We start from the raw sequence: 24,823 nt of genomic DNA on the forward strand, positions 1-24,823 counted from the left end.
CCGGATGAATACCCGGTGTATCCCTGGTAACTCTAAAGTATCTGTGGTCCGGATCTCATGACCCCGGTCACCGTGATCCAGCAACCAGTTGTCCCTGACCGTCTCCATCGGCCCGGGTCCCCTACCCCTTCTGACGAAAGGCACCGACATGGGCCGCACCAGGCTCCCCGGTCACATACCCCGCCTCATCACGGCACTGCTCACCAGCGTTGCCGTGGTCTTCGGCCTCACCGCCTGCATGAACGACACCTCCAAAGTGCCGGACGACTACATCACCTTCTTCGGCGGTGAGCCGCAGAACCCGCTGATCCCGACCAACACCCAGGAAGTCAACGGTGGCCAGGTGATCGAGAACCTCTTCACCGGCCTCGCCCGCTACACCCCGGAGGGCGAAGCACGGAACGCGGTCGCTGAATCGATCACCCCGAACAGTAACTCCACCTCTTTCCGCATCAAGCTGCGGGACTGGAGCTTCACCAACGGCGAGAAGATCACCTCGGACTCCTTCATCGACGCCTGGAACTGGGCCGTTGACCCGGCCAACGCCCAGCTGCAGTCCGCCTTCTTCGCGCCGATCAAGGGTTACGACGAGGTGGCCGGCACCACCGACGAGGACGGCAACACCGTCGGCGCGACCGCGGACACCATGTCCGGTCTGACGAAGATCAGCGACACGGAGTTCACCGTCACGCTCTCCGCGCCTGACTCGACCTTCCCCCTGCTGCTCGGCTACTCCGCCTTCGTCCCGCTTCCCTCGGTCTTCTTCGACGACCCCAAGGGCTTCGGCGAGCACCCCATCGGCAACGGCCCGTACATGATGGGCGGGCAGGACGCCTGGCAGCACAACATCGCCATATCGCTGAAGGCCAACCCGGACTACCCCGGGGAGGACGCCCCGAAGAACCCGGGCATCGCCTTCCTCATGTACTCCTCACTGAACACCGCCTACGCCGACCTGCAGTCCGGCGACCTCGACCACATGCGTGAGGCGGTCTCCCCCGAGGCGTACCCCACCTACACCGAGGACTTCCCGGACTCGCACGACGACAGGCCCTACGCCGCGATCCAGAACTTCACGATCCCGGAGAACCTTCCCGGCTTCGCCACGGACGAGGAGGGACGCCTGCGTCGCGCGGCGATCTCCATGTCCATCGACCGGCAGCTGATCATCGACAAGGTGTACTTCGGCGCCCGCCAGATCGCCGAAGACTTCGGCGCCCCGACCCTGGCCGGCGGTCTGCCGGACATCGAGGGCAAGGAGGTCCTGACCTACCAGCCGGAGAAGGCCAAGGAGCTGTGGGAGGAGGCGAACAAGATCAACCCGTGGGGTGGTCAGAAGTTCCAGATCGCCTACAACTCCGACGGCGGCCACCAGCAGTGGGTCGAGGCGGTGACCAACAGCATCCGCCAGAACCTGGGCATCGACGCCACCGGCAAGGCCTACCCCACGTTCAAGGCCATGCGTGACGACGTGGTCAACGGCACCGTCGGCGCGGCCTTCCGGTCCGGCTGGAACGCCGATTACCCGTCAATCGCGTCCTTCCTCGTCTCGAACTACCGCACCGGGGATTCCGCCAATGACGGCGGCTACTCCAACAAGGATTTCGACGAGCTCCTCGCCGAGGCTGCGGCACAGTCCAGTCCCGAAGAGGCGCAGCCGATCTACAACAGCGCGCAGGAGATCCTCATGCAGGACCTGCCCCAGATTCCGCTGTGGTACTACGCCGCGTCCACCGCCTGGAACCCGGATCTCCAGAACGTCGAGTCCGGCTGGCTCGGCATGCCCGTGTACACCGAGATCACCAAGGATGTGAACTGACATGTGGTGGTATCTCGGTAAACGACTCCTCCAGCTCATCCCCGTCTTCCTCGGGGCCACTTTCCTCATCTACGCGATGGTCTTCCTCACCCCCGGTGACCCCGTACTGGCCCTGGCAGGCGACAAGGCCGCCGACCCCGCGGTGCTGGACTCCATCCGCGAGCAGTACCACCTCGACAAGCCCTTCATCGTCCAGTACTTCATGTACCTCGGCGGCATCTTCCAGGGCGATCTGGGCCTCACCTTCTCCGGACGCGAGGTCACCACGGTGCTCGCCGAGGCCTTCCCGATCACCATCCGGCTGGCGCTGATGGCACTGGTCATCGAGACCGTCTTCGGTGTCGGCTTCGGTGTCGTCGCCGGCCTGAAGAAGGGCGGCTGGTTCGATTCGACCCTCCTGGTCGTCTCCCTGATCATCATCGCCATCCCGGTCTTCGTGCTCGGCTTCGTCGGCCAATTCCTCTTCGGTATCCAGTGGGGCATCGTCCCACCGACCGTCGGCTCCCACGGCTCCTTCACGAGACTGCTGTTGCCCGCCTTCGTACTGGGGCTCGTCTCCTTCGCCTATGTGTTGAGGCTGACCCGCTCCGAGGTCGCGCAGAACCTACGTGCCGACTACGTCCGCACCGCCTCGGCCCGTGGCCTGTCCCGACCGAAGGTCATCGCGGCCCACGTGCTGCGCAACTCGCTCATCCCGGTCGTCACATTCATCGGCGCCGACTTCGCCGCCCTGCTCGGCGGCGCGATCGTCACCGAGGGCATCTTCAATATCCACGGCGTCGGCGGACTGCTCTTCGAGGCGGTGAAGCTCGGGGAGTCCCCGACGGTGGTCTCCGTGGTCACCGTCCTGGTGATCATCTTCGTACTCTCCAACCTCATCATCGACCTTCTCTACGCCCTGCTCGACCCGAGGATCCGCTATGCCTGAGTCCACGCACAAGAACACACGCCCCACTCCCCTCGACCGCGACGGTCGTTGGGTCGCCGAGGTCGAGACCGATGACGTCCTGACCCGTGACCAGCTGCTGCCCGATGCAGCACCCCGCGGCATCTGGGGATCTGCCTGGGTGAATCTGCGACGCCGACCCATGTTCTGGGTCTCCGTCGTCATCATCGCCCTGGTTCTCCTGGTAGCCCTGTTTCCGGGCCTGTTCTCCGGGACCGACCCGCGGGCCGCCGACCTCGAGGACTCCCTCGAGGGTGCCCGCTCCGGCCATCCCTTCGGCTTCACCCAGCAGGGGTACGACGTCTACGCCCGCACCATCTACGGCGCCCGTGCGTCCATCGCGACCGGCGTCCTCACGACGCTGGCCGTGACCGTCCTGGGCATCGTCGTCGGCGCGACCGCCGGCTACTTCGGGGGCTGGGTGGACGCCGTCCTCTCCCGCCTCACCGACATCTTCTTCGCCATCCCGCTGCTGCTCGCCGGCATCGTGCTGATGCAGGCCTTCGACGTGCGCACCACCTGGACCGTGGTCCTGGTGCTGTCGCTGTTCGGCTGGCCGCAGATGGCCCGCATGGTCCGTGGCGCGGTGATGCAGACGAAGAACAACGACTACGTCCAGGCGTCCCGTGCCCTGGGCCTGTCGAAGATCGGCATCCTCGTACGTCACATCCTGCCGAACTGCCTGGCACCGATCATCGTGATGACGACGACCAACCTGGGCATCTACATCGTCGCCGAGGCGACACTTTCCTACCTGGGCATCGGTCTTCCCCCGGAGACCGTCTCCTGGGGCAACGACATCTCCACCGCGCAATCCACGCTGCGTGTCGCCCCGGAGATCCTGTTCTACCCGGCGGGCGCGCTGGCAATCACCGTGCTGGGATTCATCCTGCTCGGCGACACCCTCAAGGACGCCCTCGACCCGAAGGAGCGCACCCGATGAGTGACGCAACCTCTCCTCTGCTCTCCCTGCGTAACGTCGACATCGCCTTCGGTACGCGGAAGAACCCGCTGCCGACGGTCTTCGACGTCAACTTCGACATCTGGCCCGGCGAGACCGTCGCCGTGGTGGGTGAGTCCGGCTCGGGCAAGTCCACCACCGCGATGAGCATCATGGGACTGCTGCCCGGTGGCGGCCACGTCACCGACGGCACCATCACCTTCGACGGCCGGGACATCACCCATCTCTCCGAGCGTGAGTTCACCGGAATCCGTGGTTCCGAGGTCGGTCTGGTCCCCCAGGACCCGATGAGCAACCTCAACCCGGTGTGGAGCGTCGGCCACCACATCAAGGAGGCGCTGAAGGCCAACAACGTCGCCTCCGGCTCCGCAGCCCACGACCGGGCCGTCGAGCTCATGGAGGAGGCCGGGCTCACCGAAGCCGACCGCCGGATCAACCAGTTCCCGCACCAGTTCTCCGGCGGTCAGCGTCAGCGTGCGCTCATCGGCTGCGGCCTGGCGGCGCGTCCGAAACTGCTCATCGCCGACGAGCCGACCTCCGCTCTCGACGTGACGGTCCAGCAGCAGATCCTCGACCACCTCCAGGGGCTGACCGAGGAGCTCGGCACCGCGGTGCTGCTGATCACCCACGACCTCGGCCTGGCCGCCGAACGCGCCCAGCGCATCATCGTCATGAGCCAGGGCCGGATCGTGGAGGCCGGCCCGTCGCTGGAGATCCTGCAGAATCCGCAGCACCCGTACACGCAGAAGCTTGTGGCGTCCGCCCCGTCGGTCGCCGCGCGTCGTATCGACCTTGACATCGAGGAACCCCTCCGGGATTCCGGGGAGGACGCTGAAGAGGCGTCCCCCAACCTCATCGAGGTCTCCGGTCTGACGAAGATCTACCAGGTCCCCGGTGACAGGCCGTGGCGGAAGAAGGACTTCACCGCCGCCGAGGACGTGAACTTCTTCCTGCGCGAGGGCCGCACTCTCGCGCTCGTCGGCGAGTCCGGCTCGGGCAAGTCCACGGTCGCGCAGATGGTGCTCGGCCTGTTGGAGCCGACCAGTGGAACGGTTTCCTTCGACGGCACCGACGTCACCCACCTGGACAGGGCCGGTGAGCTGGCGTTCCGACGCCGCGTCCAGCCGGTGTTCCAGAACCCCTACGGGTCGGTCGATCCGATGTACTCGGTGTTCAACACCATCGCCGAGCCGCTGAAGATCCACAAGGTCGGCTCGAAGAAGGAGCAGGAGGCCCGTGTCCGCGAACTGCTGGACCTGGTGGCCATGCCGTCGTCGATGCTGTCCCGCTACCCCGGGGAGCTTTCCGGCGGTCAGCGTCAGCGTGTCGCGATCGCCCGTGCGCTGGCGCTGGGCCCGGAGGCGCTGATCCTCGACGAGGCGGTCAGTGCGCTCGACGTGCTGGTGCAGTCACAGGTGCTCTCGCTGCTCAACGACCTGCAGGACGAGATGGGGCTGACCTACCTCTTCATCACCCATGATCTCGCGGTGGTCAAGCAGATCGCCGACGAGACGCTGGTCATGAAGTCCGGTCGGATCGTCGAGCGCGGGGAGACGGACGCCCTGTTCGACAACCCGGAGCAGGAGTACACCCGTCGACTCATCGAGTCGATCCCGGGTGGCACGTTGCCGCTGTACCAGGGGTAGTGCCGCGCCAGGTGCGACTCGGGAGGGTGGAATCAGCCACCCTGACCAACCGGTCGGGTCGCACCGGCAGCGCGGGGACTCTCACCGGGCCACCGGCGTGCACCCCCGGACGCCAGTCACACCACATACACAACTCACCGTGACTCCACCACCCCCAACGGCAGAAAACCGCCAGATCGACCCGGAATCCTCGCCACGGTCACCCCAGGACGCCCCACAGGACCCTCCTCACCTGCACAGTTGCAGATTCCACTCCACATCACCATTCACCCACGAAAGTGTGTGAGCAACCGCGTCACACCACAAAGTGTGACGAACGCGTCACCCCCGCAATTACTTTCGTGAACATTTTCTCCGGGTCAGATGGAATAGTGGGACCCACATCACATCCTGTGTCCACTGTCACAAAGGAGATTCCCTCCGTGGAGAACCACATCGTCCGCGTCCGTCCGTCCGCCGAAGACTTCCCCAAGAGCGAACACCTCGCGTGGAAGATCGCACAGGTCGCCGCTGACCCGGTGGCCGTGCCGACCGAGTCGGCGGATATGGCCGTGAACCGCATCATCGACAACGCCTCCGTCGCTGTCGCCTCCGTGCTGCGTCGCCCGCCGAGCACCGCCCGCTCCCAGGCCCTGTCCCGCCCGCAGACCCCCGGTTCCACCGTCTTCGGTGTCCCCGGCACCTTCGCCCCCGAGTGGGCCGCGCTGGCCAACGGCGTTGCTGTCCGTGAGCTGGACTACCACGACACCTTCCTCGCCGCCGAGTACTCCCACCCCGGCGACAACATCCCGCCGATCCTGGCCGTCGCCCAGCGTCAGGCCGCCGCCAAGGGCCTCACCGGTGAGGACCTCATCCGCGGTATCGTCACCGGCTACGAGATCCAGGTCGACCTGGTCAAGGGCATCTGCCTCCACGAGCACAAGATCGACCACGTCGCCCACCTCGGCCCGTCGGTCGCCGCCGGTATCGGCGCGATGCTCAAGCTGGACCCGGAGACCATCTACCAGGCCATCGGCCAGGCTCTCCACACCACCACCGCCACCCGTCAGTCCCGCAAGGGCCTGATCAGCTCCTGGAAGGCCTTCGCCCCGGCCTTCGCCGGCAAGATGGCCATCGAGTCCGTCGACCGCGCACTGCGCGGCGAGGGTGCCCCGGCCCCGATCTGGGAGGGTGAGGACGGCTTCATCGCCTGGATGCTCGACGGCAAGGACGCCGAATACACCGTGCCGCTGCCCGCCGCCGGTGAGGGCAAGCGCGGCATCCTGGACACCTACACCAAGGAGCACTCCGCGGAGTACCAGTCCCAGGCCCCGATCGACCTGGCCTTCCGCCTGCGCAGCCAGATCAGCAGTCTCGACGACATCGAGTCGATCGTGCTGCACACCAGCCACCACACCCACTACGTCATCGGTACCGGTGCGAACGACCCGCAGAAGTTCGATCCGGACGCCTCCCGCGAGACCCTCGACCACTCGGTGATGTACATCTTCGCCGTGGCCCTCGAGGACGGCGTGTGGGACTACAACACCTCCTACTCCCCGGACCGCGCCCACACCGCGTCCACCATCGAGCTGTGGAACAAGATCTCCACCGTCGAGGACCCGGAGTGGACCCGTCGCTACCACTCCAACGACCCGCAGGTGAAGGCCTTCGGCGCCAAGGCTGTCGTCACCCTCAAGGACGGCACCGTCATCGAGGACGAGCTGGCCGTCGCCAACGCCCACCCGCTGGGCGAGCACCCCTTCGACCGCTCCCAGTACGAGGGCAAGTTCCGCAAGCTGGCCGACGGTCTTGTCGCCGAGAAGGAGCAGGAGCGCTTCCTGGAGGCCGCCCGCAACGCCGCGTCCCTCGGCGCCGATGAGCTCGACCAGCTCACCGTCACCTTCGATCCCGAGGTCCTGGCGAAGGCCCCGACCATCCCCGAGGGCATCCTCTGATGACGGGCCTGTACTCCAGCAACGTCACCCCGACCGACCGTCGCAGGGCTTTCCGCGCGTCGCTGAACGGCTCGGAGATCACCCGCCTGCCGGGTGCGTTCTCCCCGCTGGTCGCCCGCGCGATCCAGGAGAAAGGCTTCGAGGGCGTCTACGTCTCCGGTGCCGTCGTGGCCGCTGATCTGGCCCTGCCGGACATCGGGCTGACCACCCTGACCGAGGTCGCCGGCCGGGCACGCCAGATCGCCCGCGCCACTGACCTGCCGGTCCTGGTGGACGCCGACACGGGCTTCGGTGAGCCGATGTCCGCCGCCCGCACGATCTCGGAGTTCGAGGACGCCGGTGTCGCCGGCTGCCACCTCGAAGACCAGGTCAACCCGAAGCGCTGCGGTCACCTCGACGGCAAGGAGGTCGTCCCGACCGACGTCATGCTCCGCCGCATCGGTGCCGCCGTGAAAGAGCGCCGCGACGACCAGTTCGTCATCTGCGCCCGGACCGACGCCGCCGGAGTCGAGGGCATCGACTCCGCCATCGAGCGTGCCAAGGCCTACGCCGACGCCGGTGCGGACCTCATCTTCACCGAGGCCCTGCACACCCCGGAGGAGTTCGCGAAGTTCCGCGCCGCAGTGGACATCCCGCTGCTGGCGAACATGACCGAGTTCGGCAAGTCCGAGCTGTTGTCCGCCCGGGAGCTGGAGGATCTCGGCATGAACGCCGTGATCTACCCGGTGACCACCCTGCGTATCGCCATGGGCCAGGTCGAGGAAGCGCTCGGCGACATCGCCGAGACCGGCACGCAGAAGGAATGGCTGGAGCGCATGCAGCACCGTTCCCGTCTCTACGAACTGCTCCGTTACGACGAGTACAACGAGTTCGACCAGGGCGTCTTCACCTACTCCCGCGAGAGCTACGACCCCAGCAAGTAACAGCTGCCGGCAGGAGCCGGCAGTTACCAGCGCTGCCTGACCGGCACACGGCACCACAACCACACCCAACGGGGGACCACCCCACTCCATGAGAGGAGCCACTACCGTGAGCGAAGAGAGCATCGACATCAAGAAGGGCCTCGCCGGCGTCGTCGTCGACTACACCGCCGTGTCCAAGGTCGTCCCGGAGACCAATTCCCTGACGTACCGTGGCTACCCGGTCCAGGAACTGGTCGCGAACTGCACCTTCGAGGACGTCGCCTACCTGCTGTGGAACGGCGAACTGCCGACCGCGGAGCAGACGGCCGCCTTCGAGAAGACCGAGCGCTCCCAGCGTGAGGTCCCGCAGGCCCTGCTCGACATCATCGCCGACCTGCCGGCCGACTGTCACCCGATGGACGTCTGCCGCACCGCGGCGTCCTGGCTCGGCACCCAGGACCCCGAGGCCGACGACCGCTCCGGCGACGGTGTCCGCCGCATCGGCCTGAGCCTGCTGGCGAAGATGCCGACCGTCATCGCCTGGGACATGCGCCGCCGTCGCGGCCAGAAGTTCATCGCGCCGGACCCGGAGCGGTCCATCGCGGAGAACTACCTCTACATGGCCTTCGGCGACGAGGAGGGCTCTCCCGCCACCCACCCGGCGGACGTCGAGGCCTTCGACCAGTCCCTCACCCTCTACGCCGAGCACTCCTTCAACGCGTCCACTTTCACCGGCCGCGTCATCGCGTCCACCACCGCGGACACCTACTCCGCGGTCACCGGTGCGATCGGTGCGCTGAAAGGCCCGCTGCACGGTGGCGCCAACGAGGCCGTCATGCACAACTTCCTCGAGGTCGACGACCCGGCCAAGGCCGAGGAGTGGGTGCTGAACAAGGCCGACAACAAGGAGAAGATCATGGGCTTCGGTCACCGCGTGTACAAGCGCGGCGACTCCCGTGTCCCGTCGATGGAGGCCGCGATGCGCCGCACCGCCGCCAACCACGACGGCCAGAAATGGGTCGACATGTACGAGAACATGCAGGCCGCGATGGACAAGCGCACCGGCATCCAGCCGAACCTGGACTTCCCGGCCGGCCCGACCTACTACATGCTCGGCATCGACATCCCTTTCTTCACCCCGATCTTCGTGATCGCCCGCGTGGTCGGCTGGACCGCCCACATCGCGGAGCAGAACGAGAACAACGCTCTCATCCGCCCGCTGTCCGCCTACAACGGCGAGGCCCAGCGGTCCGTCCAGGCCTGACCGCCTCCGCTGCTCCACCGTCCGGCTCCCAGGGCTGAGTAGCCTGGGAAACGGACCGCACACCGCCCGCCCCTGCACCGGCACCCCGGTCCAGTGCGGGCGGTTCGCGTACCACTCCACGCCACCAGAAAGGACGCGCCTCACATGGCCTACCCTTCACTGCCCTCTTTCGGGAAGATCGTCGTCGCCAACCGCGGTGAGATCGCCGTCCGCGCCTTCCGCGCCGCCTACGAGACCGGCGCGCAGACCGTCGCGGTGTACCCCCGCGAGGACCGCAACTCCTTCCACCGTTCCTTCGCCGACGAAGCCGTGCGCATCGGTACCGAGGGGTCGCCCGTCAAGGCCTACCTCGACATCGACGAGATCATCCGGGCCGCGAAGCAGACCGGGGCGGACGCCGTCTACCCCGGATACGGCTTCCTCTCGGAGAACGCCGAACTCGCCCGGCAGTGCGCCGCCAACGGCATCACCTTCATCGGCCCGTCCCCGGAGACCCTGGACCTCACCGGTGACAAGTCCGCCGCGGTCGAGGCCGCCCGCAAGGCAGGACTGCCGATCCTCGACGACTCGGCCCCCAGCGAGGACATCGACGAGCTCGTCTCCTTCGCGGAGGGACGCACCTACCCGCTGTTCGTCAAGGCTGTCGCCGGTGGTGGTGGACGCGGCATGCGCTTCGTCGGTTCCCCCGACGAACTGGCGGAGAAGGCCGCCGAGGCGTCCCGTGAGGCTGCCGCCGCCTTCGGTGACGGCCGGGTCTACATCGAGCGTGCGGTGGTCAACCCGCAGCACATCGAAGTGCAGATCCTCGGTGACACCCAGGGCAACATCATCCACCTCTTCGAGCGTGACTGCTCCCTGCAGCGTCGTCACCAGAAGGTCGTGGAGATCGCCCCGGCGCAGCACATCTCCGAGGAACTACGCGACCGGATCTGCGCGGACGCGGTGAAGTTCTGCGAGTCGATCAACTACTACGGTGCCGGCACGGTGGAGTTCCTCGTCGACGAGAACGAGAACCACGTCTTCATCGAGATGAACCCACGTATCCAGGTGGAGCACACGGTGACCGAGGAGGTCACCTCCGTCGACCTGGTGAAGTCGCAGATGAACATCCTCGCCGGGGCGTCCCTCGAGGATCTGGGCCTGAGCCAGGACAGCATCCAGCTGCGCGGTGCCGCCCTGCAGACCCGTATCACCACCGAGGACCCGAACAACGGTTTCCGTCCGGACACCGGCGTCATCACCGCGTACCGCTCCCCGGGCGGAGCGGGCGTTCGTCTCGACGGTGCGGCGTCCCTCGGCGGCGAGATCACCGCACACTTCGACTCGATGCTGGTGAAGATGACCTGCCGTGGCGCGGACTTCGCCCAGGCGGTCACCCGCGCCCAGCGCGCGCTCAACGAGTTCACCGTCTCCGGTGTCGCCACCAACATCGGCTTCCTGCGCGCCCTGCTGCGCGAGGACGACTTCCAGCACCACCGCATCTCCACGTCCTTCATCGCCGACCACCCGTGGTTGCTGCAGGCCCCGCCGGCCGACGATGAGCCGGGCCGTCTGCTCGACTACCTGGCCGACGTAACCGTCAACCGGCCCAACGGCGAGCGTCCGACGGACGTCATTCCGCGCCACAAGCTGCCGGATGTCGTGCAGGTCAAGGACGCCCGCCACGGTGAGGACGCCAATGTCGCCGAAGGTCTGCCCCGCGGTTCACGCGACCTGCTGCTCGAGGTCGGCCCGGCCGAGTTCGCGAAGAAGCTGCGTGCCCAGGAGGCCCTGGCCGTCACGGACACGACCTTCCGCGACGCCCACCAGTCCCTGCTCGCCACCCGCGTGCGCACCACCGCCCTGGTGGACGCCGCGGAGGCGGTCGCCCGGCTGACCCCGGAGCTCCTCTCCGTCGAGGCCTGGGGTGGCGCGACCTACGACGTGGCGCTGCAGTTCCTCCACGAGGACCCGTGGGAGCGTCTCGACCGGCTGCGCGTCGCGATGCCGAACACCAACATCCAGATGCTGCTGCGTGGCCGCAACACCGTCGGCTACACCCCGTACCCCGACGTGGTCTGCCGCTCCTTCGTCGCCGAGGCCGCGAAGAGTGGTGTGGACATCTTCCGCATTTTCGACGCGCTCAACGACATCGACCAGATGCGCACCGCCATCGACGCTGTCCTGGAGACCGGGACGGCTGTCGCCGAGGTCGCCATGGCCTACGCCGGTGACCTCTCGAACCCGGCCGAGGACCTCTACACCCTCGACTACTACCTGAAACTCGCCGAGCAGATCGTCAAGTCCGGTGCCCACGTCCTGGCGATCAAGGACATGGCCGGACTGCTTCGTCCGCAGGCGGCGTCCACCCTGGTCACCGCCCTGCGCAAGAACTTCGACCTGCCGGTGCACGTGCACACCCACGACACCGCCGGCGGTCAGCTGGCCACCTACCTCGCCGCGGCGAACGCCGGGGCGGACGCGGTGGACGGGGCGTCCGCTGCGATGGCCGGGACCACGTCCCAGCCCTCCCTGTCCGCGATCGTCGCGGCCTTCGCGCACACCGACCGGGACACCGGCATCTCGCTGGACGCGGTGAACTCGCTGGAGCCGTACTGGGAGTCCGTGCGTTCCCTCTACGGTCCCTTCGAGTCCGGTCTGCCCGGTCCGACGGGTCGGGTGTACACCCACGAGATCCCCGGTGGACAGCTGTCCAACCTGCGTACCCAGGCTGTCGCCCTCGGACTCGGCGACCGTTTCGAACTCATCGAGGACGCCTACGCCGGCGTCAACAGGCTGCTCGGCCGGCCGACCAAGGTGACCCCGTCCTCCAAGGTCGTCGGTGACCTCGCGCTGCACCTCGTCGGTGCCGGTGTTACCGTCGACGAGTTCGCCGCGGACCCGCAGAAATACGACATCCCGGCGTCCGTCATCGCCTTCCTGCGCGGTGAGCTGGGTACCCCGCCCGGTGGCTGGCCCGAGCCGCTGCGCACGAAAGCCCTGGAGGGGCGCGGTTCCACCGCATCGCGTGTCACCGAGGTTCCGGCCGAGGAGGAGGCACACCTGGGAGGCGATTCCTCCCGGGAGAGGCGGAACGCACTGAGCCGCCTGCTGTTTCCGAAGGAGAGCGCCGGTTTCGACGAGCACGAGCGCCAGTTCGGTGACGTCTCCACGCTCACCGACCGTCAGTTCTTCTACGGTCTCCAGGAGGGCGAGGAGACAGCGGTGCGGATCAAGGGCAACCCGCCGATGGTGGTCCGTCTCGACGCCGTCGGAGAGCCCGACGAGAAGGGCATGCGTCAGGTCGTCATGAACGTCAACGGCCAGATCCGCCCGATGCGGGTGCGTGACCGGTCCGTGGAGTCCGTCACCGCCGCCGCCGAGAAGGCCGATCCTGCTGTGGCCGGCCATGTCGCAGCACCGTTCGCCGGTGCTGTCACAGTCACCGCGAAGGTCGGCGACGAGGTCGGGGCGGGTGACGCCGTGGCCGTCATCGAGGCCATGAAGATGGAGGCGTCGATCACGGCCCCGGTCGCCGGCAAGATCGCCCGCGTAGTCATGACCAAGCCGACGAAGGTGGAGGGCGGCGACCTTCTCGTCGTCGTGGAGTAGTACTCCCCCTCCACCGGGCCCTGTGCCCGGCAGCATAGCCCCGTCACTCGTCCGGAGTGGTGGGGTTTCCTGTCTCCTCCTCTACAACCGTGGCCCGGGGGCACCGGTGTCCATGCGCTTCATCACCATGGTGGAGGTCAGCCGTTCCACCCCGGGCAGGGTACCGAGCACCGTGTCGTAGAGCTCCTGGTAGCCGGCGATGTCCCGGCTTAGCGTCCGCAGGATGAAGTCGGTTTCGCCGAAAAGCCGCTCCGCGGAGATGACGGCCGGCTCAGCGGCGACCGCATTCTCGAAAGCCGCCACGGTCGCCTGATCGGTCCTACCCATCGTCACCATGACGAGGGCCTCGAAGCTCAGTCCCAGCGCCTCGGGGGCGATCTCCGCGTGGTAGCCACGGATCGCCCCGGAGCTCTCGAGATCCTTCACCCTACGGTGGCAGGCGGAGATGCTGAGCCGGACTCTCCGGGCGAGGTCGGTGACACTCATCCGCCCGTCCCGCTGCAGCTGCGACATTATTTCCCGGTCAACTGCGTCCATACGCAATATTATTGCACGTGATTTCCCAACCTGTCGAAAAGTCAGGAACATCTTCCCACGAACCCGCAATAAACTTGTGACCTGTGGAAACTACACTCGTCCTCCAGTTCGCGCTCACCGCCGGCCTCTTCTCACTCATGCCCGGTGCCGACTGGGCCTATGCCATCACCGCAGGCCTCCGATCCCGGTCGATCGTTCCGCCGATCCTCGGACTGGCCAGCGGATATGTCATCGTCGTGTCGGTGATTGCCGTGGGCGTGGGTGCTGTCGTGGCGTCCTCTCCCGGGGTTCTCACGGTGCTGACCGCGGTAGGAGCGTCCTATATTCTCTGGCTCGGTGTGAGCACGTTACTCGGGGTGAAGTCGAGCGACAGGACACTCGTCGCGGTGACGGACACAGAGTCCGCCTACCGCGGCGACAGTCTGCGGCAGTACCTGCACGGCATGGGCGTCAGCGGGATCAACCCCAAGGGCCTCATGCTGCTGCTCGCCCTGCTCCCCCGGTTCCTCACCGAGGGAGGATGGGCCTCCGGCGTGCAGATTCTTCTGCTCGGCGGGATCTTCATCCTCGAGATCCTCGTCGTCTACTCCGGCGTGGCGGTGGCCGCCCGCTCCCTGCTGCGCTCCCGGCCCCGGCTGAGCATTGCGGTCAGTATGGCGTCCGGCATCTTCCTCACCGTCTTCGGAACCTGGCTGCTGCTCGACGTGATCACCGGCTAAACATCGAAGACCGACCCCAGCGCATAGGTGATCGCCAGTCCCAGCGCACCACCGATGACCAGACGTGCAACGGACTTACCGAGCGGGTTACCGCCGAGCCGCGCGGAGACTGCACCGGTCACCGCCAGGGCGAGCAGCGTCACCACGGTCACGACGACTGCGGCCACACTGTGCGGTGCGATCAGGACCGCCAGCATCGGCAGCAATGCCCCTAGGATGAACGACACCGCAGAGGATCCGGCTGCGGCCCAGGGATTGGTGAGGTCCTCCTCGTCGATGCCCAGTTCCAGCTGCAGGTGGGCCGGCAGCGGATCCCCCGCCTGGATTTCCTCGGCCGCCTTCTCCGCCGTCTCGGATGAGATGCCGTAGCCCCGGAGGATCTCCGCCATCTCCTCAGTCTCCTCGGTGGGCATCTCCGTCAGCTCACCGGTCTCCTCGGCGATCAACGACTTCTCACTGTCCCGCTGTGCGGAGACGGAAACATACTCCCCCAGGGCCATCGAGACCGCGCCCGCGACGGCGGCGGCGAGACCGGCCGCGAAGACGGCCGTGGACCCCGCCCCGGTGGCGATGACGCCGAGCAGCAGGGCGGAGGTCGACACGATGCCGTCATTGGCACCCAGCACCCCCGTGACCAGCATGGACAGGCGACCCTGCCAGGTCGACCGTAGCGTCCTGAAGCGTCCTGAAGCGTCCTGAAGCGTCCTGGAACGTCCTAGAGGATGTCGCCGGGGGTGTAGGCGGCGGCCTCCGGGTACTTCGCGACGACGGCGGCGACACGGGCGAGGACGCGGTCGGTCTGATCCTCGGCGGCGCCGATGAAGGCGTGGCGGTCGGCCAGGGCTGCGGTGAGTGCGTCGGCGTCCAACGGGAGACGGTCATCGGCGGCGAGACGCTCGACGAGGTCCTGTCCACCACCGTTCTCACGCATGTTCAGCGCGACGGCGACGGCGTTCTCCTTGATGACCTCGTGGGCGGTCTCGCGGCCAACCCCGGCACGGACCGCGGCCATGAGGATGCGGGTCGTGGCGAGGAACGGCAGGTAGCGCTCCAGTTCACGGTCGATCATCGCAGGGAAGGCACCGAACTCGTCGAGTACGGTGAGGAAGGTCTCGCACTGGCCGTCGAAGGCGAAGAAGGCGTCCGGCAGGGCGACGCGGCGGACGACCGAGCAGAAGACGTCGCCCTCGTTCCACTGGGAGCCGGCGAGGTCGGAGGCCATGGTCATGTAGCCGCGGAGGATGATCTGCATGCCGCCGACGCGCTCGCAGGAGCGGGCGTTCATCTTGTGCGGCATGGCGGAGGAGCCGACCTGGCCCTCCTTGAAGCCTTCGGTGACGGTCTCGTTGCCGGCCATGAGGCGGATGGTCATCGACAGGGACGACATTGCCGCACCGGTCTCCACCAGGGCGGAGAGAGCGTCGAAGTCGAGGGAGCGGGGGTAGACCTGGCCGACGGAGTCGAAGATGCGGGAGAAGCCGAGCTCTTCGGCGATCTTCTTCTCGAAGGACGCCAGCTTCCCGACGTCGCCGCCGAGGAGATCCAGCATGTCCTGGCTGGTGCCCATCGGGCCCTTGATGCCGCGCAGCGGGTAGCGGGACAGCAGGTCCTCGATGCGCTCGATGCCGAGCATGAGCTCGTCGGCGGCGGACGCGAAGCGCTTGCCGAGGGTGGTGGCCTGGGCGGCGACGTTGTGGGAACGGCCGGCCATGACGAGGGTCTTGTACTCGCCGGCACGGGTCGCGATGCGGGCGAGCACGGCGACGGCCTTGTCGCGGGCGATCCCGAGGGAGCGGCGGATCTGCAGCTGCTCCACGTTCTCGGTGAGGTCACGGGAGGTCATGCCCTTGTGGATGTCCTCGTGACCGGCCAGCGCGTTGAACTCCTCGATGCGGGCCTTGACGTCATGGCGGGTGATCTTCTCCCGCTCGGCGATGGACGCGAGGTCGATCTGGTCGATGACCTTCTCGTAGTCCTCGACGGCACCCTCGGCGATATCCACCCCCATCTCCTTCTGGGCCTTCATTACGGCGATCCACAGCCGACGCTCGGCGAGGATCTTGTCCTCGGGGCTCCAGATGCGGGTCAGCTCGGGGGAGGCGTAGCGGTCAGCCAGGACATTGGAGATCTTCTTCTTGTCAGCCACGCGTTCCAGTATCCCACATGGTGCGGCAACTGCTGCCGCCGTGCCTGCGGTCACCCGAATCTGTACCCGAACATCACGTTTCTGGAGGACGCAGACAACGGCAAGGCCAGATCCGTCATGATTGTGTACGCCCCTGGGACGGGGTGCTGCTCCCGTGGGGAGGGGCCATGCGTTCTCTCCGCTGTCTGCTGCACCTCCCATCCCTCGCCGTTTCCCTCACCGTCGCCGCCCTCGTGTTGACCGCATGTTCGTCGGACGACTCCTCCTCCGAGACCCCCTGCCGACGCCCGGACCTCGACGCCACCGGTTCTCGGCAGCATATCCGATGACGGTACCTGCGATCCCGAGGACATCGACCACGTCGAAGTGACCGTCCCCGCCCACGACGATGCGAATACGTCCGAGACCTGCACCATCGACGTGGCGTGAACTCGGTGACCGGGGCTACAGCACCTGCTGGCCAGGCTTCTCCACCCGGTTGAAGCGGGAGAGCTGGGTGACATGCTCCGGGGTCAGCTCACCGATGGTGTTGGCCTGCAGCAGCTTCATGGTGCGCTCAATCTGGGACTGCAGGATCGAGATGGTGCGGTCCACACCCTCGCGGCCACCTGCCATGAGGCCGTACAGGTACGCGCGACCGATCAGGGTGAAGTCCGCGCCGAGCGCCATGGCGGCGACGATGTCGGCACCGTTCATGATGCCGGTGTCCACGATGATCTCCATGTCGTCACCCACCGCGTCCTTCACCGAGGGGAGCAACTGGAACGGCACAGGAGCGCGGTCGAGCTGACGTCCGCCGTGGTTGGACAGGACGACGGCATCAACCCCGAGCTCGGCGAGCGTCACCGAGTCCTCGACATTCTGGACGCCCTTGACGGCGATCTTGCCCGGCCATATCTCGCGGATGACCTCGAGATCCTTGTAGTTGATCGTCGGGTCCATCGCGGAATCCAGCAGCTCACCGACGGTACCGCCCGTCGAGGACAGGGATGCGAACTCCAGCGGCGGGGTGGTGAGGAAGTCGATCCACCACCAGGGCCGCGGGATGGCGTCCAGAATGGTCTTCGCTGTGAGCTGCGGCGGGATGGAGAAACCGTGGCGGGTGTCGCGCATGCGGTTGCCGGCGACGGGGGTGTCCACGGTGAAGAAGAGGGTGTCGTAGCCGGCCTTCGCGGCACGCTCGACGAGACCGTAGGAGATCTCGCGGTCCTTCATGACGTAGAGCTGGAACCAGTTGCGGCCGGCCGGATTGGTGGCCTTGACGTCCTCGATCGAGGTGGTGCCGAGGGTGGACAGCGTGAACGGGATGCCGGCGACCGCGGCGGCACCGGCACCGGCGATCTCCCCCTCGGTCTGCATCAGGCGGGTGAAACCGGTCGGGGCGATACCGAAGGGCAGTGCGGAGGAGCCGCCGAGGATCTCGGTGGTGGTGTCGATGTGGGAGGCGTCCTTGAGAATCGACGGGTGGAACTCGACGTCCTCGAAGGCCTGGCGTGCACGGGCGAGGGAGATCTCACCCTCCGCGGCACCGTCGGTGTAGTCGAAGGCGGACGCCGGGGTACGGCGTTTCGCAATCGTACGCAGGTCGTAGATGGTGAGGGCCTTGTCCAACCGGCGCTTTTTCGTGTTGAACTCGGGCTTCTTGAACTGCATGAGTTCGAGGATCTCGGACGGGTGCGGGAACTGACGTGTAACCATGTGAAACTATGGTACGCCTGGTCTGACCTTAGGGCAGCATACCTTCCAGAGCTCCCGCCTGCAGACCGTTGAGCAGGCAGAGCGCCACCAGCATGCCGATGCTCCACCACACGACCTTGCGCAGGATCACGGACTCCTTGCCGACCAGCCCCACCGCCGTCGCGACGATCGCCAGGTTCTGCGGGCTGATGAGCTTGGCGACCACGCCACCGGAGGTGTTGGACGCCACCATCAGCGCCGGATCCAGGCCCGCACCCTCGGCGGCAGTCTGCTGCAGCGTGGCGAACAGGGCGTTGGCACTCGTGTCGGAGCCGGTCACCGCGGTACCGAGCCAGCCGAGGACCGGAGCGAAGAAAGCGAAGGCCGCACCGGCACCGGCGATCCAGGTACCCACGGTGATGGTCTGCCCCGACTGGTTCATCACGTAGGCCAGCGACAGCACCGAGACCACCGTGAGGATCGTCCAGCGCATCTTGACCACGTTGTCGACGTAGAGTTTCGCCGCACCGGTCAGCGGGTAGCGGTACACCAGCGCCACGATCACGCCGCAGATCAGCAGCAACGAGCCCGGCGACGACAGCCACTGGAAGTTGAAGACCGTGGCATTCGAGATCTCGCCGGAGGTGGTGGCGACCTCACCGTCGAGCCCGGGCCAGCCGATGCTGAGGTCCGTGTCCGTCAGGAAGTCCTTCAGCGGAGCCCACAGCTTCGCGAGACTGAAGACCACGATGACCAGCAGGTACGGGAACAGCGCCATGGCGATCCGACCGCCGGTGAGTTCGCGGTCGGCGTCCCGCTCCCCCATGGCGTCCTTCGCGATCTGCGCGTTCTCGCCGGTCGCCTCGGCATCCTCCTTCCCCCGCTCCATGCCGAGACGCTCCGTGGCGTCGGCGGTGCCCTTCGGGGACCAGAACCGCAGCATGATCACCGCGACGGCCAGGCCGGCCAGCGATGAGATGATGTCGGTGAGCTCGACCGAGATGTAGTTGGACGCCACGAACTGGGTTGCGGCGAAGGCGGTGCCGATGACCAGGGCGACGGGCCAGCAGTCCTTGAGGCCACGGCGGCCGTCCACGATCAGCAGCAGGAACAGCGGAACCACGAGGGCGATGAACGGGGTCTGGCGGCCGATGATCGCGCCGATGTGCTCGTAGTCGATGCCGGTGAGGTTACCGGCGGTGATCACCGGGGTGGCGATGGCGCCGAAGGCGACCGGGGCGGTGTTCGCGACGAGGACGGCGATGGCCGCGCGCATACGTGGGAAGCCGACGGCCAGGAGCATCACACCGGTGATCGCCAGCGGCGCGCCGAAACCGGCGAGCGCCTCGAGCATGCCGCCGAAGCAGAAGGCGATGAGGATGGCCTGGATGCGGGGGTCATCCGAGATGCCGTCGATGACCGCGCGGAGGTCCTGGAACCTTCCTGCCTTGACGGTGATCTCGTAGAACCAGATCGCGGCGATGACGATCCACAGGATCGGGAAGAGTCCGAAGACCGCACCCTGGGTGGCGGACAGTCCCGCCAGGTCAGCGGGCATGCCGTAGACGGCGACCGCGATGACGAGCGAGACAGCGAGCGCTGCCAGGCCAGCCCAGTGGGCACGCCATTTCAGGACGCCGAGGGTGAGGAACACCGTGAGGAGGGGCAGGAGAGCGACGAGCGCGGACAGGAAGGTGTTGTCCGCGACCGGTGCCAGGTCAGGTTGGTACATGAAGGCTCCATGAGGCGGAGGTGGCCGTGGTGCGCCACTGGATCGGTCAAGAATTATCGGCACCACACTAGTGTGCTATCGCTCACAAATCTATGACCGGGGGTGCACTCAACCCCGCTGGCACACCGGACACCAGTAGATCTTCCGCCCGGCCATCTCCCCTGTCTCCACCGGCGTCCCGCACACCAGGCAGGGCAACCCGGCGCGCCGGTACACGTACACCTCACCCCCGTGATCGTCCTTGCGCGGCGGACGCCCCATCGCCTCCGGGGTGTGCTCCGCGCGGACGGTGTCGATCCGACCGACCACCTCGCCGTAGGTCATGAGATCGACCATGTCCGACCAGATCTCGTCGAGCTCTACCGTGGTCAGGGACCTGCCCGGACGGGTCGGATCGATGCCCAGCCGGAACAGCACCTCGGTGCGGTAGATGCTGCCCACGCCGGCATACAGCGCCTGGTCCATGAGCAGCGCCCCGACGGGCTTCGACGACCGTCGGGTCTTCGCCAGTGCCGTCTCCAGCTTCCGTGCGTTGAGTTCCCCGGCCGGGGTGCCCCCACCGACGACGCGCAACGGGTCGACACCGAGTTTCGCGACCGCGGCATCCTCCTCCACTGGCGTGACCAGGGAACACCGTTGCGGGCCGCGCAGGTCCGCGGCGACCGTGTCATCGGCGATGCGTAGCCGCACCTGCCCCCGCGGGGCGGCGAGCGGCTCGAACTGCAGCGTGCCGATCAGGCCGAGGTGGATATGGACCGTGCCCGCGGTGAAGTGCACGAAGAGGTGCTTGCCCCAGGCCTCGGCGTCGGTGAGCACCGACCTGTCAAGCAGGGACGCCTCAGCGGTGAACCGTCCCTGCGGAGACTCCACCGACACCTCCTCACCGCCGAAACTCGTGGTCAGCCCCGTGGCGAGACGGTGGATGACATGCCCCTCAGGCATCGGCGTCCTCTCCCTCGTCCTCCCCGGTGACCTCGGCCAGCAGCAGCCGCAGCGTCCCCGCGACGGCGGACCGGTCCCATCCGACGACATGGGCGACCTGGGCATCCGAGAGTCCTGAGCCCACCGGCCGGTGCACGGCACAGGTCAGCACAGTTCCGGTCCCCTCCCCTGCCGACCCGTCCGCCACGGCGACCACACCACCGGGCAGTGCGTTGACCCGACCGCACAGGGCATGGAGCCAGTCGAGGGTGTCGGCGTCCACTGCACCCAGGGCGACACCGTCGGTAACCGTCAGGGTGCCGTCGTGCAGCGCCACATCGGGGCCGGACCCGAAGCGCAGGTAGCCGTTGCCGCGCCGCCCGGATGCACCGGACTCGCGGACCTCGGTGCTCTCCCCACCGTCCCTGTTCGTCACGGCGTCCGCGAGTCGCGGCAGCAGCACCGCGGGTGTGCGACCGCCGAGCAGTCCGTACCGGTTGCCGTCGGTGACCAGGGCGGTGATGTCACCCGAGGCGACATCCGCATCGCCGGAATCTCCGACTTCTCCGTCGTCATCGTCGTCATCGTCCCCGATGACCTCCACCGACGGCCACCGCGCGTCGAGGAACTCCCCCAGCGCGGTGAACCCGGCCAGGCCGCGGCGCATCCACTCGTCGAGCTGCTGCACCGTCACCCCGGCACCACAGGTCAGGGTACTGTCCGCCCGGACCCGCACCCGGCCGTCCTCGTCGAGTTCAGCGTGTGCGCGGGGCACGGTATGCCTGGCGTTCCAGCGGTTGAGGGCGGTGTCCACGCCGCCGCCATCCCCCGCGATCCCGTGCCACAGAGCCTCCACCGTGAACGTCAGCGGACCTGTCGCCACACCGGCGGTCACGTCGAACCCCGCGACATTGTCGCCACCGACCTCGACCAGGACGCGCTGCAGCACGGAAGACGCCAGGTCGGCGTCCGGTATCGGATCGGGGAGCACCTCGACCGTGCCGGGATCCGGGGCGTCCTTCCACTGTCGCCGGGTCTTCGACGATTTCCTGCCGAACATCTAGTCCTGCCCCTCCTGGGTCCCGGTGATCTGTGCGACCTGCTTCTCGGCGAGCTCGGTGAGCACCTCGACGTCGGTGACCCCGGCCGCGGTGATCCGGAAGTGCACGTCGTCGACCGTGCCGATGACCGTGGTGACCAGCTCCTCACCGGGTGTCGCGGAATCACTGAGCACGGTGATGACGAAGGTGTCGTCGGTGTCTGCGACCGACGCCTTCTGCGAGGTCGCGTGGAAAGTCGTCTCCGTACCCGAGGAATCGGTGCGGGTGAAGTCGCTGCAGTCCTCCGCGTCGATCTCGCCGGACGCCAGGTCAGCCGTGTCCCCGGAATCGGCGGTGGACACGATGGCGTCGATGACCGCCGGATCATTCTCGTCGACCGGGAGGAACTCGACGGCATCGGCGGCATCCTGGTGGTCGTAGAGCTCCGCGATGATCGAGTCGGAGCTCGGCACCAGGGCTGCGCAGGACTCCGGCTCGGTCGTCACGCCCGCCATCGCGGCGTCCAACTGCTGGCCGAGGTCGTCCCCGGCATCGGTGAGTACCTCGGCGACACTGTTCCACGTGTAGCCCTCCGGTGCGTCCTCCTCGGTGAGGAGCATCGGGGCGATGTCGGAGGTGTCGGTCGGCTCATCGCTGCCGCAGGCGGTGAGGGCGAGGGCCGTGAGCGTGGCTACCCCGAGGCCGCTGGTCATCGCTGTCCGTCTCATGGTGTCACCTGGCTTTCTTGTCTGGGCTGTTCATACCGTTCATACCGTCGGGGGCGATCAGAGTGATCAGCGCCGTGGCGTCCGCGTGGATCGCGGAGACGATCTCCTCGTGGAGGTCCATGGCCGGCCCCCCACTCCGCATCGGTCACCGGATGCCCCGGACCCTGGATGTACAGGTCCCGGAGGCTTCCCATGCCACCGTAGGCGCTGAGCATGTACGTCAGACCGTGCGCGTCACCGGCGGCGATCTCGGTGCGGGCCGTGCGCAGCCACTGCTCCCACGGGGTGACCTGGAAGCGGTGATAGAGCTCGATGCCGCGGTCCAGGCTCTTCAGCAGCCGGTCGTAGCGCACGTCGATGACCCTCTCGAGGTAGTCCAGTCCCCGTGCGGCGTTGCGGGTCGGCCACCAGTGGTCGACGAAGACCCGGCTGCACCCGTAGGTGAGCCGGAACATCGTCGGGGAACCGTCGGTGGAACCGTCACCGACCGGGTCCGTGATCCGGTCCAGAAACGCCGCAGGATTCTCCGCCTCCGTTTCCACCGACACCAGGGCGAAGAGCATGTCGAGGAAGAGCAGGCTGTCCGCATCCTCGTGAAGGCCGAGGTAGCCTCTGGCGTCGATGAGGCGTTCCGCCGGCGCCCTCGGCGGGACCTCCGGTTCACGCATACCGGACGCCACCAGGGCGTCCACCGCCCCGGACAAGGCCGGGGTCATCGCCAGCACCGCGCCCTCCGGAGCATCGGCGATCCCGCAGTTGAGGACGATTCCTCCGATGCCGTGGCGGTTGTCCTGCAGGTGTCCGGGTACACCCGGTGGTCGTCGTCGAGCACACCTCCCCCGGTCTCCCGCAGCAGTTCCCGGTAGGACGCCGGGATCCGGCGCCCCAGACGGTTCTCCACGGCATCGATGTCCGCGTCCGTGCACGGGCTGTTCGGGCGGGCGGACATGCGCTACTCCGGGATCGCGATCCGGCCTTCGACGGCGGCGAGGCCGATATCCGACCGGTAGTGGCCACCGGGCAGGTCGATGGTCTCCAGCTCGGCGTAGGCCTTTGCGCGGGCCTCCTCCAGGGTCGCCCCGCGGCCGATGACATTGAGGACGCGGCCACCGGCGGACACCAGCGCACCGTCCTTCTCGGCGACACCGGCGGCGCGGATGCCCCGGGCCTCGTCACCGGCGGCGGCACCGGAGACCGCCACACCGGTGACCGGCTTCTCCGGGTAACCCTGCGCAGCGAGCACGACGGTCACCGCGTAACCGTCGTCCCACTCCAGCGGGGGCAGCTCGGCCAGCGTGCCGTTCGCCACGGCGGCCAGCACTCCACCGATCGGGGTCTTCAGCAGGTCGAGGACGGCCTGGGTCTCCGGGTCCCCGAAGCGGCAGTTGAACTCGACGACCGCGGGGCCGGCCGAGCCCCAGGCCAGACCGGCGTAGAGCAGACCGGAGAACGGGCAGCCCTCGGCGACCATCTGCTTCGCGACGGGGACGCAGACCTCGTCGACGATGCGCTGGACACCATCAGCCGGAAGCCATGGCAGCGGGGTGTAGGCGCCCATGCCGCCGGTGTTCGGGCCCTCGTCGTTGTCGCGGACGCGCTTGTGGTCCTGGGCGGGCAGCAGCGGGACGACGGTCTCACCGTCGACCAGGCAGAACAGGGAGACCTCGGGGCCGTCGAGGAAGCTCTCGAGCAGCACCGGGTTGCCGGCGGCGTGGACGTCATGGACATGCTGGACGGCGGCGGCACGGTCGGGGGTGACCACCACGCCCTTGCCTCCGGCGAGCCCGTCATCCTTGACGACCCAGGTCGGGCCGAAGCGGTCGATCGCGGCACCGATCTCCTCGTCGAAGGCACCCGGGCCGACGGCCTCGGCGTGGGCTGTCTTCACACCGGCGGACGCCATGATCCCCTTGGCGAAGGCCTTGGAGCCCTCGATGCGGGCGGCGGATCCGGAAGGGCCGAAGACGGCGAAACCCTCGGCGCGCAGGGCGTCGGCGACACCGGCGACCAGCGGGATCTCCGGGCCGATGACGACGAGGTCCGGGGTCAGCTCCCGGGCGAGTGCGACGACGGCCGCGGCGTCCTCCCCTTTGATGCCGGGGTGCAGGGTGGCCACGCCACCGATGCCCGGGTTACCGGGGGCGACGTGCACCTCCGTCACCGAGGGGTCGAGCGAGAGGGAATAGGCCAGGGCGTGTTCGCGGGCTCCGTTGCCGATGACGAGTGTGCGCATGACTCCCGATCTTAACGGCTCAGG

The 24,823-nt window shown here is 67.4% G+C and carries 20 protein-coding genes; 9 read left to right on the forward strand and 11 right to left on the reverse strand.

Annotation, left to right across the window (positions count from 1 at the left end):
* Nucleotides 1–148: 148 nt before the first annotated feature.
* The 8 genes from Q0A27_RS13280 (at nucleotide 149) to Q0A27_RS13315 (ending at nucleotide 13,066) form a co-directional block, all read left to right on the forward strand.
* On the forward strand, nucleotides 149–1,819 hold the full coding sequence (locus Q0A27_RS13280; protein ID WP_291476177.1) for an ABC transporter substrate-binding protein: 1,671 nt from the start codon (nucleotides 149–151) through the stop codon (nucleotides 1,817–1,819).
* A gap of 1 nt (nucleotide 1,820) precedes the next feature.
* The gene (locus Q0A27_RS13285) at nucleotides 1,821–2,747 is read left to right on the forward strand and encodes an ABC transporter permease (protein ID WP_291476178.1); all 927 of its coding nucleotides are present in this window, start codon (nucleotides 1,821–1,823) and stop codon (nucleotides 2,745–2,747) included.
* A complete protein-coding gene (locus tag Q0A27_RS13290) occupies nucleotides 2,740–3,708 on the forward strand; it encodes an ABC transporter permease (RefSeq protein ID WP_291476179.1) in 969 nt (322 codons plus the stop codon). Before Q0A27_RS13285 ends, Q0A27_RS13290 begins: the two co-directional genes overlap by 8 nt.
* Nucleotides 3,705–5,372 carry an ABC transporter ATP-binding protein gene (locus Q0A27_RS13295; protein WP_291476180.1) on the forward strand — a complete coding sequence of 556 codons (1,668 nt, stop codon included), beginning with the start codon at nucleotides 3,705–3,707 and terminating at the stop codon, nucleotides 5,370–5,372. The genes Q0A27_RS13290 and Q0A27_RS13295 overlap by 4 nt, the downstream gene beginning before the upstream one ends.
* Nucleotides 5,373–5,794: 422 nt before the next feature.
* Nucleotides 5,795–7,309 (forward strand): MmgE/PrpD family protein, encoded by a 1,515-nt coding sequence (locus Q0A27_RS13300; protein ID WP_291476327.1) that lies wholly within the window; start codon nucleotides 5,795–5,797, stop codon nucleotides 7,307–7,309.
* Entirely contained in the window at nucleotides 7,309–8,232 is a 924-nt protein-coding gene (gene prpB, locus Q0A27_RS13305; protein WP_014009095.1) for a methylisocitrate lyase, read from the forward strand. The genes Q0A27_RS13300 and prpB overlap by 1 nt, the downstream gene beginning before the upstream one ends.
* An 88-nt stretch (nucleotides 8,233–8,320) precedes the next feature.
* Nucleotides 8,321–9,475: a bifunctional 2-methylcitrate synthase/citrate synthase gene (locus Q0A27_RS13310; RefSeq protein ID WP_291476181.1), complete on the forward strand. Its 1,155-nt coding sequence runs from the start codon at nucleotides 8,321–8,323 to the stop codon at nucleotides 9,473–9,475.
* Between the two features lie 144 nt (nucleotides 9,476–9,619).
* Complete coding sequence (locus tag Q0A27_RS13315) at nucleotides 9,620–13,066, forward strand: pyruvate carboxylase (RefSeq protein WP_291476182.1); 3,447 nt, start codon at nucleotides 9,620–9,622, stop codon at nucleotides 13,064–13,066.
* 81 nt (nucleotides 13,067–13,147) lie between these two features.
* On the opposite strand, the gene Q0A27_RS13320 is transcribed toward Q0A27_RS13315, so the two are convergent.
* Nucleotides 13,148–13,603 carry an Lrp/AsnC family transcriptional regulator gene (locus tag Q0A27_RS13320; protein WP_291476184.1) on the reverse strand — a complete coding sequence of 152 codons (456 nt, stop codon included), beginning with the start codon at nucleotides 13,601–13,603 and terminating at the stop codon, nucleotides 13,148–13,150.
* An 83-nt stretch (nucleotides 13,604–13,686) separates the two neighbouring features.
* Here Q0A27_RS13320 and Q0A27_RS13325 point away from each other — a divergent pair, with 83 nt between their 5' ends.
* The gene (locus Q0A27_RS13325; protein ID WP_291476186.1) at nucleotides 13,687–14,322 is read left to right on the forward strand and encodes a LysE family translocator; all 636 of its coding nucleotides are present in this window, start codon (nucleotides 13,687–13,689) and stop codon (nucleotides 14,320–14,322) included.
* Here the strand turns inward: Q0A27_RS13325 and Q0A27_RS13330 are convergent.
* The 10 genes from Q0A27_RS13330 to purD all read right to left on the reverse strand — a co-directional run bounded on the left by Q0A27_RS13330 (nucleotide 14,319) and on the right by purD (nucleotide 24,799).
* The gene (locus tag Q0A27_RS13330; protein WP_291476188.1) at nucleotides 14,319–14,963 is read right to left on the reverse strand and encodes a VIT1/CCC1 transporter family protein; all 645 of its coding nucleotides are present in this window, start codon (nucleotides 14,961–14,963) and stop codon (nucleotides 14,319–14,321) included. The genes Q0A27_RS13325 and Q0A27_RS13330 overlap by 4 nt on opposite strands.
* Before the next feature lie 74 nt (nucleotides 14,964–15,037).
* Nucleotides 15,038–16,468 carry an adenylosuccinate lyase gene (gene purB, locus Q0A27_RS13335; RefSeq protein WP_291476191.1) on the reverse strand — a complete coding sequence of 477 codons (1,431 nt, stop codon included), beginning with the start codon at nucleotides 16,466–16,468 and terminating at the stop codon, nucleotides 15,038–15,040.
* A 444-nt stretch (nucleotides 16,469–16,912) separates the two neighbouring features.
* Entirely contained in the window at nucleotides 16,913–18,166 is a 1,254-nt protein-coding gene (locus Q0A27_RS13340) for an alpha-hydroxy acid oxidase (RefSeq protein ID WP_291476192.1), read from the reverse strand.
* 28 nt (nucleotides 18,167–18,194) lie between these two features.
* Nucleotides 18,195–19,877, reverse strand: a complete 1,683-nt coding sequence (locus Q0A27_RS13345) for an L-lactate permease (protein ID WP_291476193.1) — start codon at nucleotides 19,875–19,877, stop codon at nucleotides 18,195–18,197.
* A gap of 108 nt (nucleotides 19,878–19,985) precedes the next feature.
* Complete coding sequence (locus Q0A27_RS13350) at nucleotides 19,986–20,819, reverse strand: DNA-formamidopyrimidine glycosylase family protein (protein ID WP_291476194.1); 834 nt, start codon at nucleotides 20,817–20,819, stop codon at nucleotides 19,986–19,988.
* Nucleotides 20,812–21,858, reverse strand: a complete 1,047-nt coding sequence (locus tag Q0A27_RS13355; protein ID WP_291476195.1) for a YbjN domain-containing protein — start codon at nucleotides 21,856–21,858, stop codon at nucleotides 20,812–20,814. Before Q0A27_RS13355 ends, Q0A27_RS13350 begins: the two co-directional genes overlap by 8 nt.
* Nucleotides 21,859–22,566: a hypothetical protein gene (locus tag Q0A27_RS13360; RefSeq protein WP_291476196.1), complete on the reverse strand. Its 708-nt coding sequence runs from the start codon at nucleotides 22,564–22,566 to the stop codon at nucleotides 21,859–21,861.
* Nucleotides 22,563–23,291: a hypothetical protein gene (locus Q0A27_RS13365; RefSeq protein ID WP_291476197.1), complete on the reverse strand. Its 729-nt coding sequence runs from the start codon at nucleotides 23,289–23,291 to the stop codon at nucleotides 22,563–22,565. The genes Q0A27_RS13360 and Q0A27_RS13365 overlap by 4 nt, the downstream gene beginning before the upstream one ends.
* Nucleotides 23,279–23,515 carry an SMI1/KNR4 family protein gene (locus Q0A27_RS13370; protein ID WP_291476198.1) on the reverse strand — a complete coding sequence of 79 codons (237 nt, stop codon included), beginning with the start codon at nucleotides 23,513–23,515 and terminating at the stop codon, nucleotides 23,279–23,281. Before Q0A27_RS13370 ends, Q0A27_RS13365 begins: the two co-directional genes overlap by 13 nt.
* Before the next feature lie 3 nt (nucleotides 23,516–23,518).
* A complete protein-coding gene (gene purD / locus Q0A27_RS13375) occupies nucleotides 23,519–24,799 on the reverse strand; it encodes a phosphoribosylamine--glycine ligase (RefSeq protein ID WP_291476199.1) in 1,281 nt (426 codons plus the stop codon).
* Nucleotides 24,800–24,823: the final 24 nt, after the last annotated feature.

Source organism: Corynebacterium sp., assembly GCF_022712275.1.
In the GTDB taxonomy this organism is placed as follows: domain Bacteria; phylum Actinomycetota; class Actinomycetes; order Mycobacteriales; family Mycobacteriaceae; genus Corynebacterium.

Excerpts from the sequence above, each read along its gene's own strand:
- Q0A27_RS13280 (WP_291476177.1), top strand. The coding sequence starts at position 149 with ATGGGCCGCACCAGGCTCCCCGGTCACATACCCCGCCTCATCACGGCA.
- Q0A27_RS13285 (WP_291476178.1), top strand. The coding sequence starts at position 1,821 with ATGTGGTGGTATCTCGGTAAACGACTCCTCCAGCTCATCCCCGTCTTC.
- Q0A27_RS13290 (WP_291476179.1), top strand. The coding sequence starts at position 2,740 with ATGCCTGAGTCCACGCACAAGAACACACGCCCCACTCCCCTCGACCGC.
- Q0A27_RS13295 (WP_291476180.1), top strand. The coding sequence starts at position 3,705 with ATGAGTGACGCAACCTCTCCTCTGCTCTCCCTGCGTAACGTCGACATC.
- prpB (WP_014009095.1), top strand. The coding sequence starts at position 7,309 with ATGACGGGCCTGTACTCCAGCAACGTCACCCCGACCGACCGTCGCAGG.
- Q0A27_RS13310 (WP_291476181.1), top strand. The coding sequence starts at position 8,321 with ATGAGAGGAGCCACTACCGTGAGCGAAGAGAGCATCGACATCAAGAAG.
- Q0A27_RS13315 (WP_291476182.1), top strand. The coding sequence starts at position 9,620 with ATGGCCTACCCTTCACTGCCCTCTTTCGGGAAGATCGTCGTCGCCAAC.
- Q0A27_RS13320 (WP_291476184.1), bottom strand. The coding sequence starts at position 13,603 with ATGGACGCAGTTGACCGGGAAATAATGTCGCAGCTGCAGCGGGACGGG.
- Q0A27_RS13330 (WP_291476188.1), bottom strand. The coding sequence starts at position 14,963 with ATGCTGGTCACGGGGGTGCTGGGTGCCAATGACGGCATCGTGTCGACC.
- Q0A27_RS13340 (WP_291476192.1), bottom strand. The coding sequence starts at position 18,166 with ATGGTTACACGTCAGTTCCCGCACCCGTCCGAGATCCTCGAACTCATG.
- Q0A27_RS13345 (WP_291476193.1), bottom strand. The coding sequence starts at position 19,877 with ATGTACCAACCTGACCTGGCACCGGTCGCGGACAACACCTTCCTGTCC.
- Q0A27_RS13350 (WP_291476194.1), bottom strand. The coding sequence starts at position 20,819 with ATGCCTGAGGGGCATGTCATCCACCGTCTCGCCACGGGGCTGACCACG.
- Q0A27_RS13355 (WP_291476195.1), bottom strand. The coding sequence starts at position 21,858 with ATGTTCGGCAGGAAATCGTCGAAGACCCGGCGACAGTGGAAGGACGCC.
- Q0A27_RS13360 (WP_291476196.1), bottom strand. The coding sequence starts at position 22,566 with ATGAGACGGACAGCGATGACCAGCGGCCTCGGGGTAGCCACGCTCACG.
- Q0A27_RS13370 (WP_291476198.1), bottom strand. The coding sequence starts at position 23,515 with ATGTCCGCCCGCCCGAACAGCCCGTGCACGGACGCGGACATCGATGCC.
- purD (WP_291476199.1), bottom strand. The coding sequence starts at position 24,799 with ATGCGCACACTCGTCATCGGCAACGGAGCCCGCGAACACGCCCTGGCC.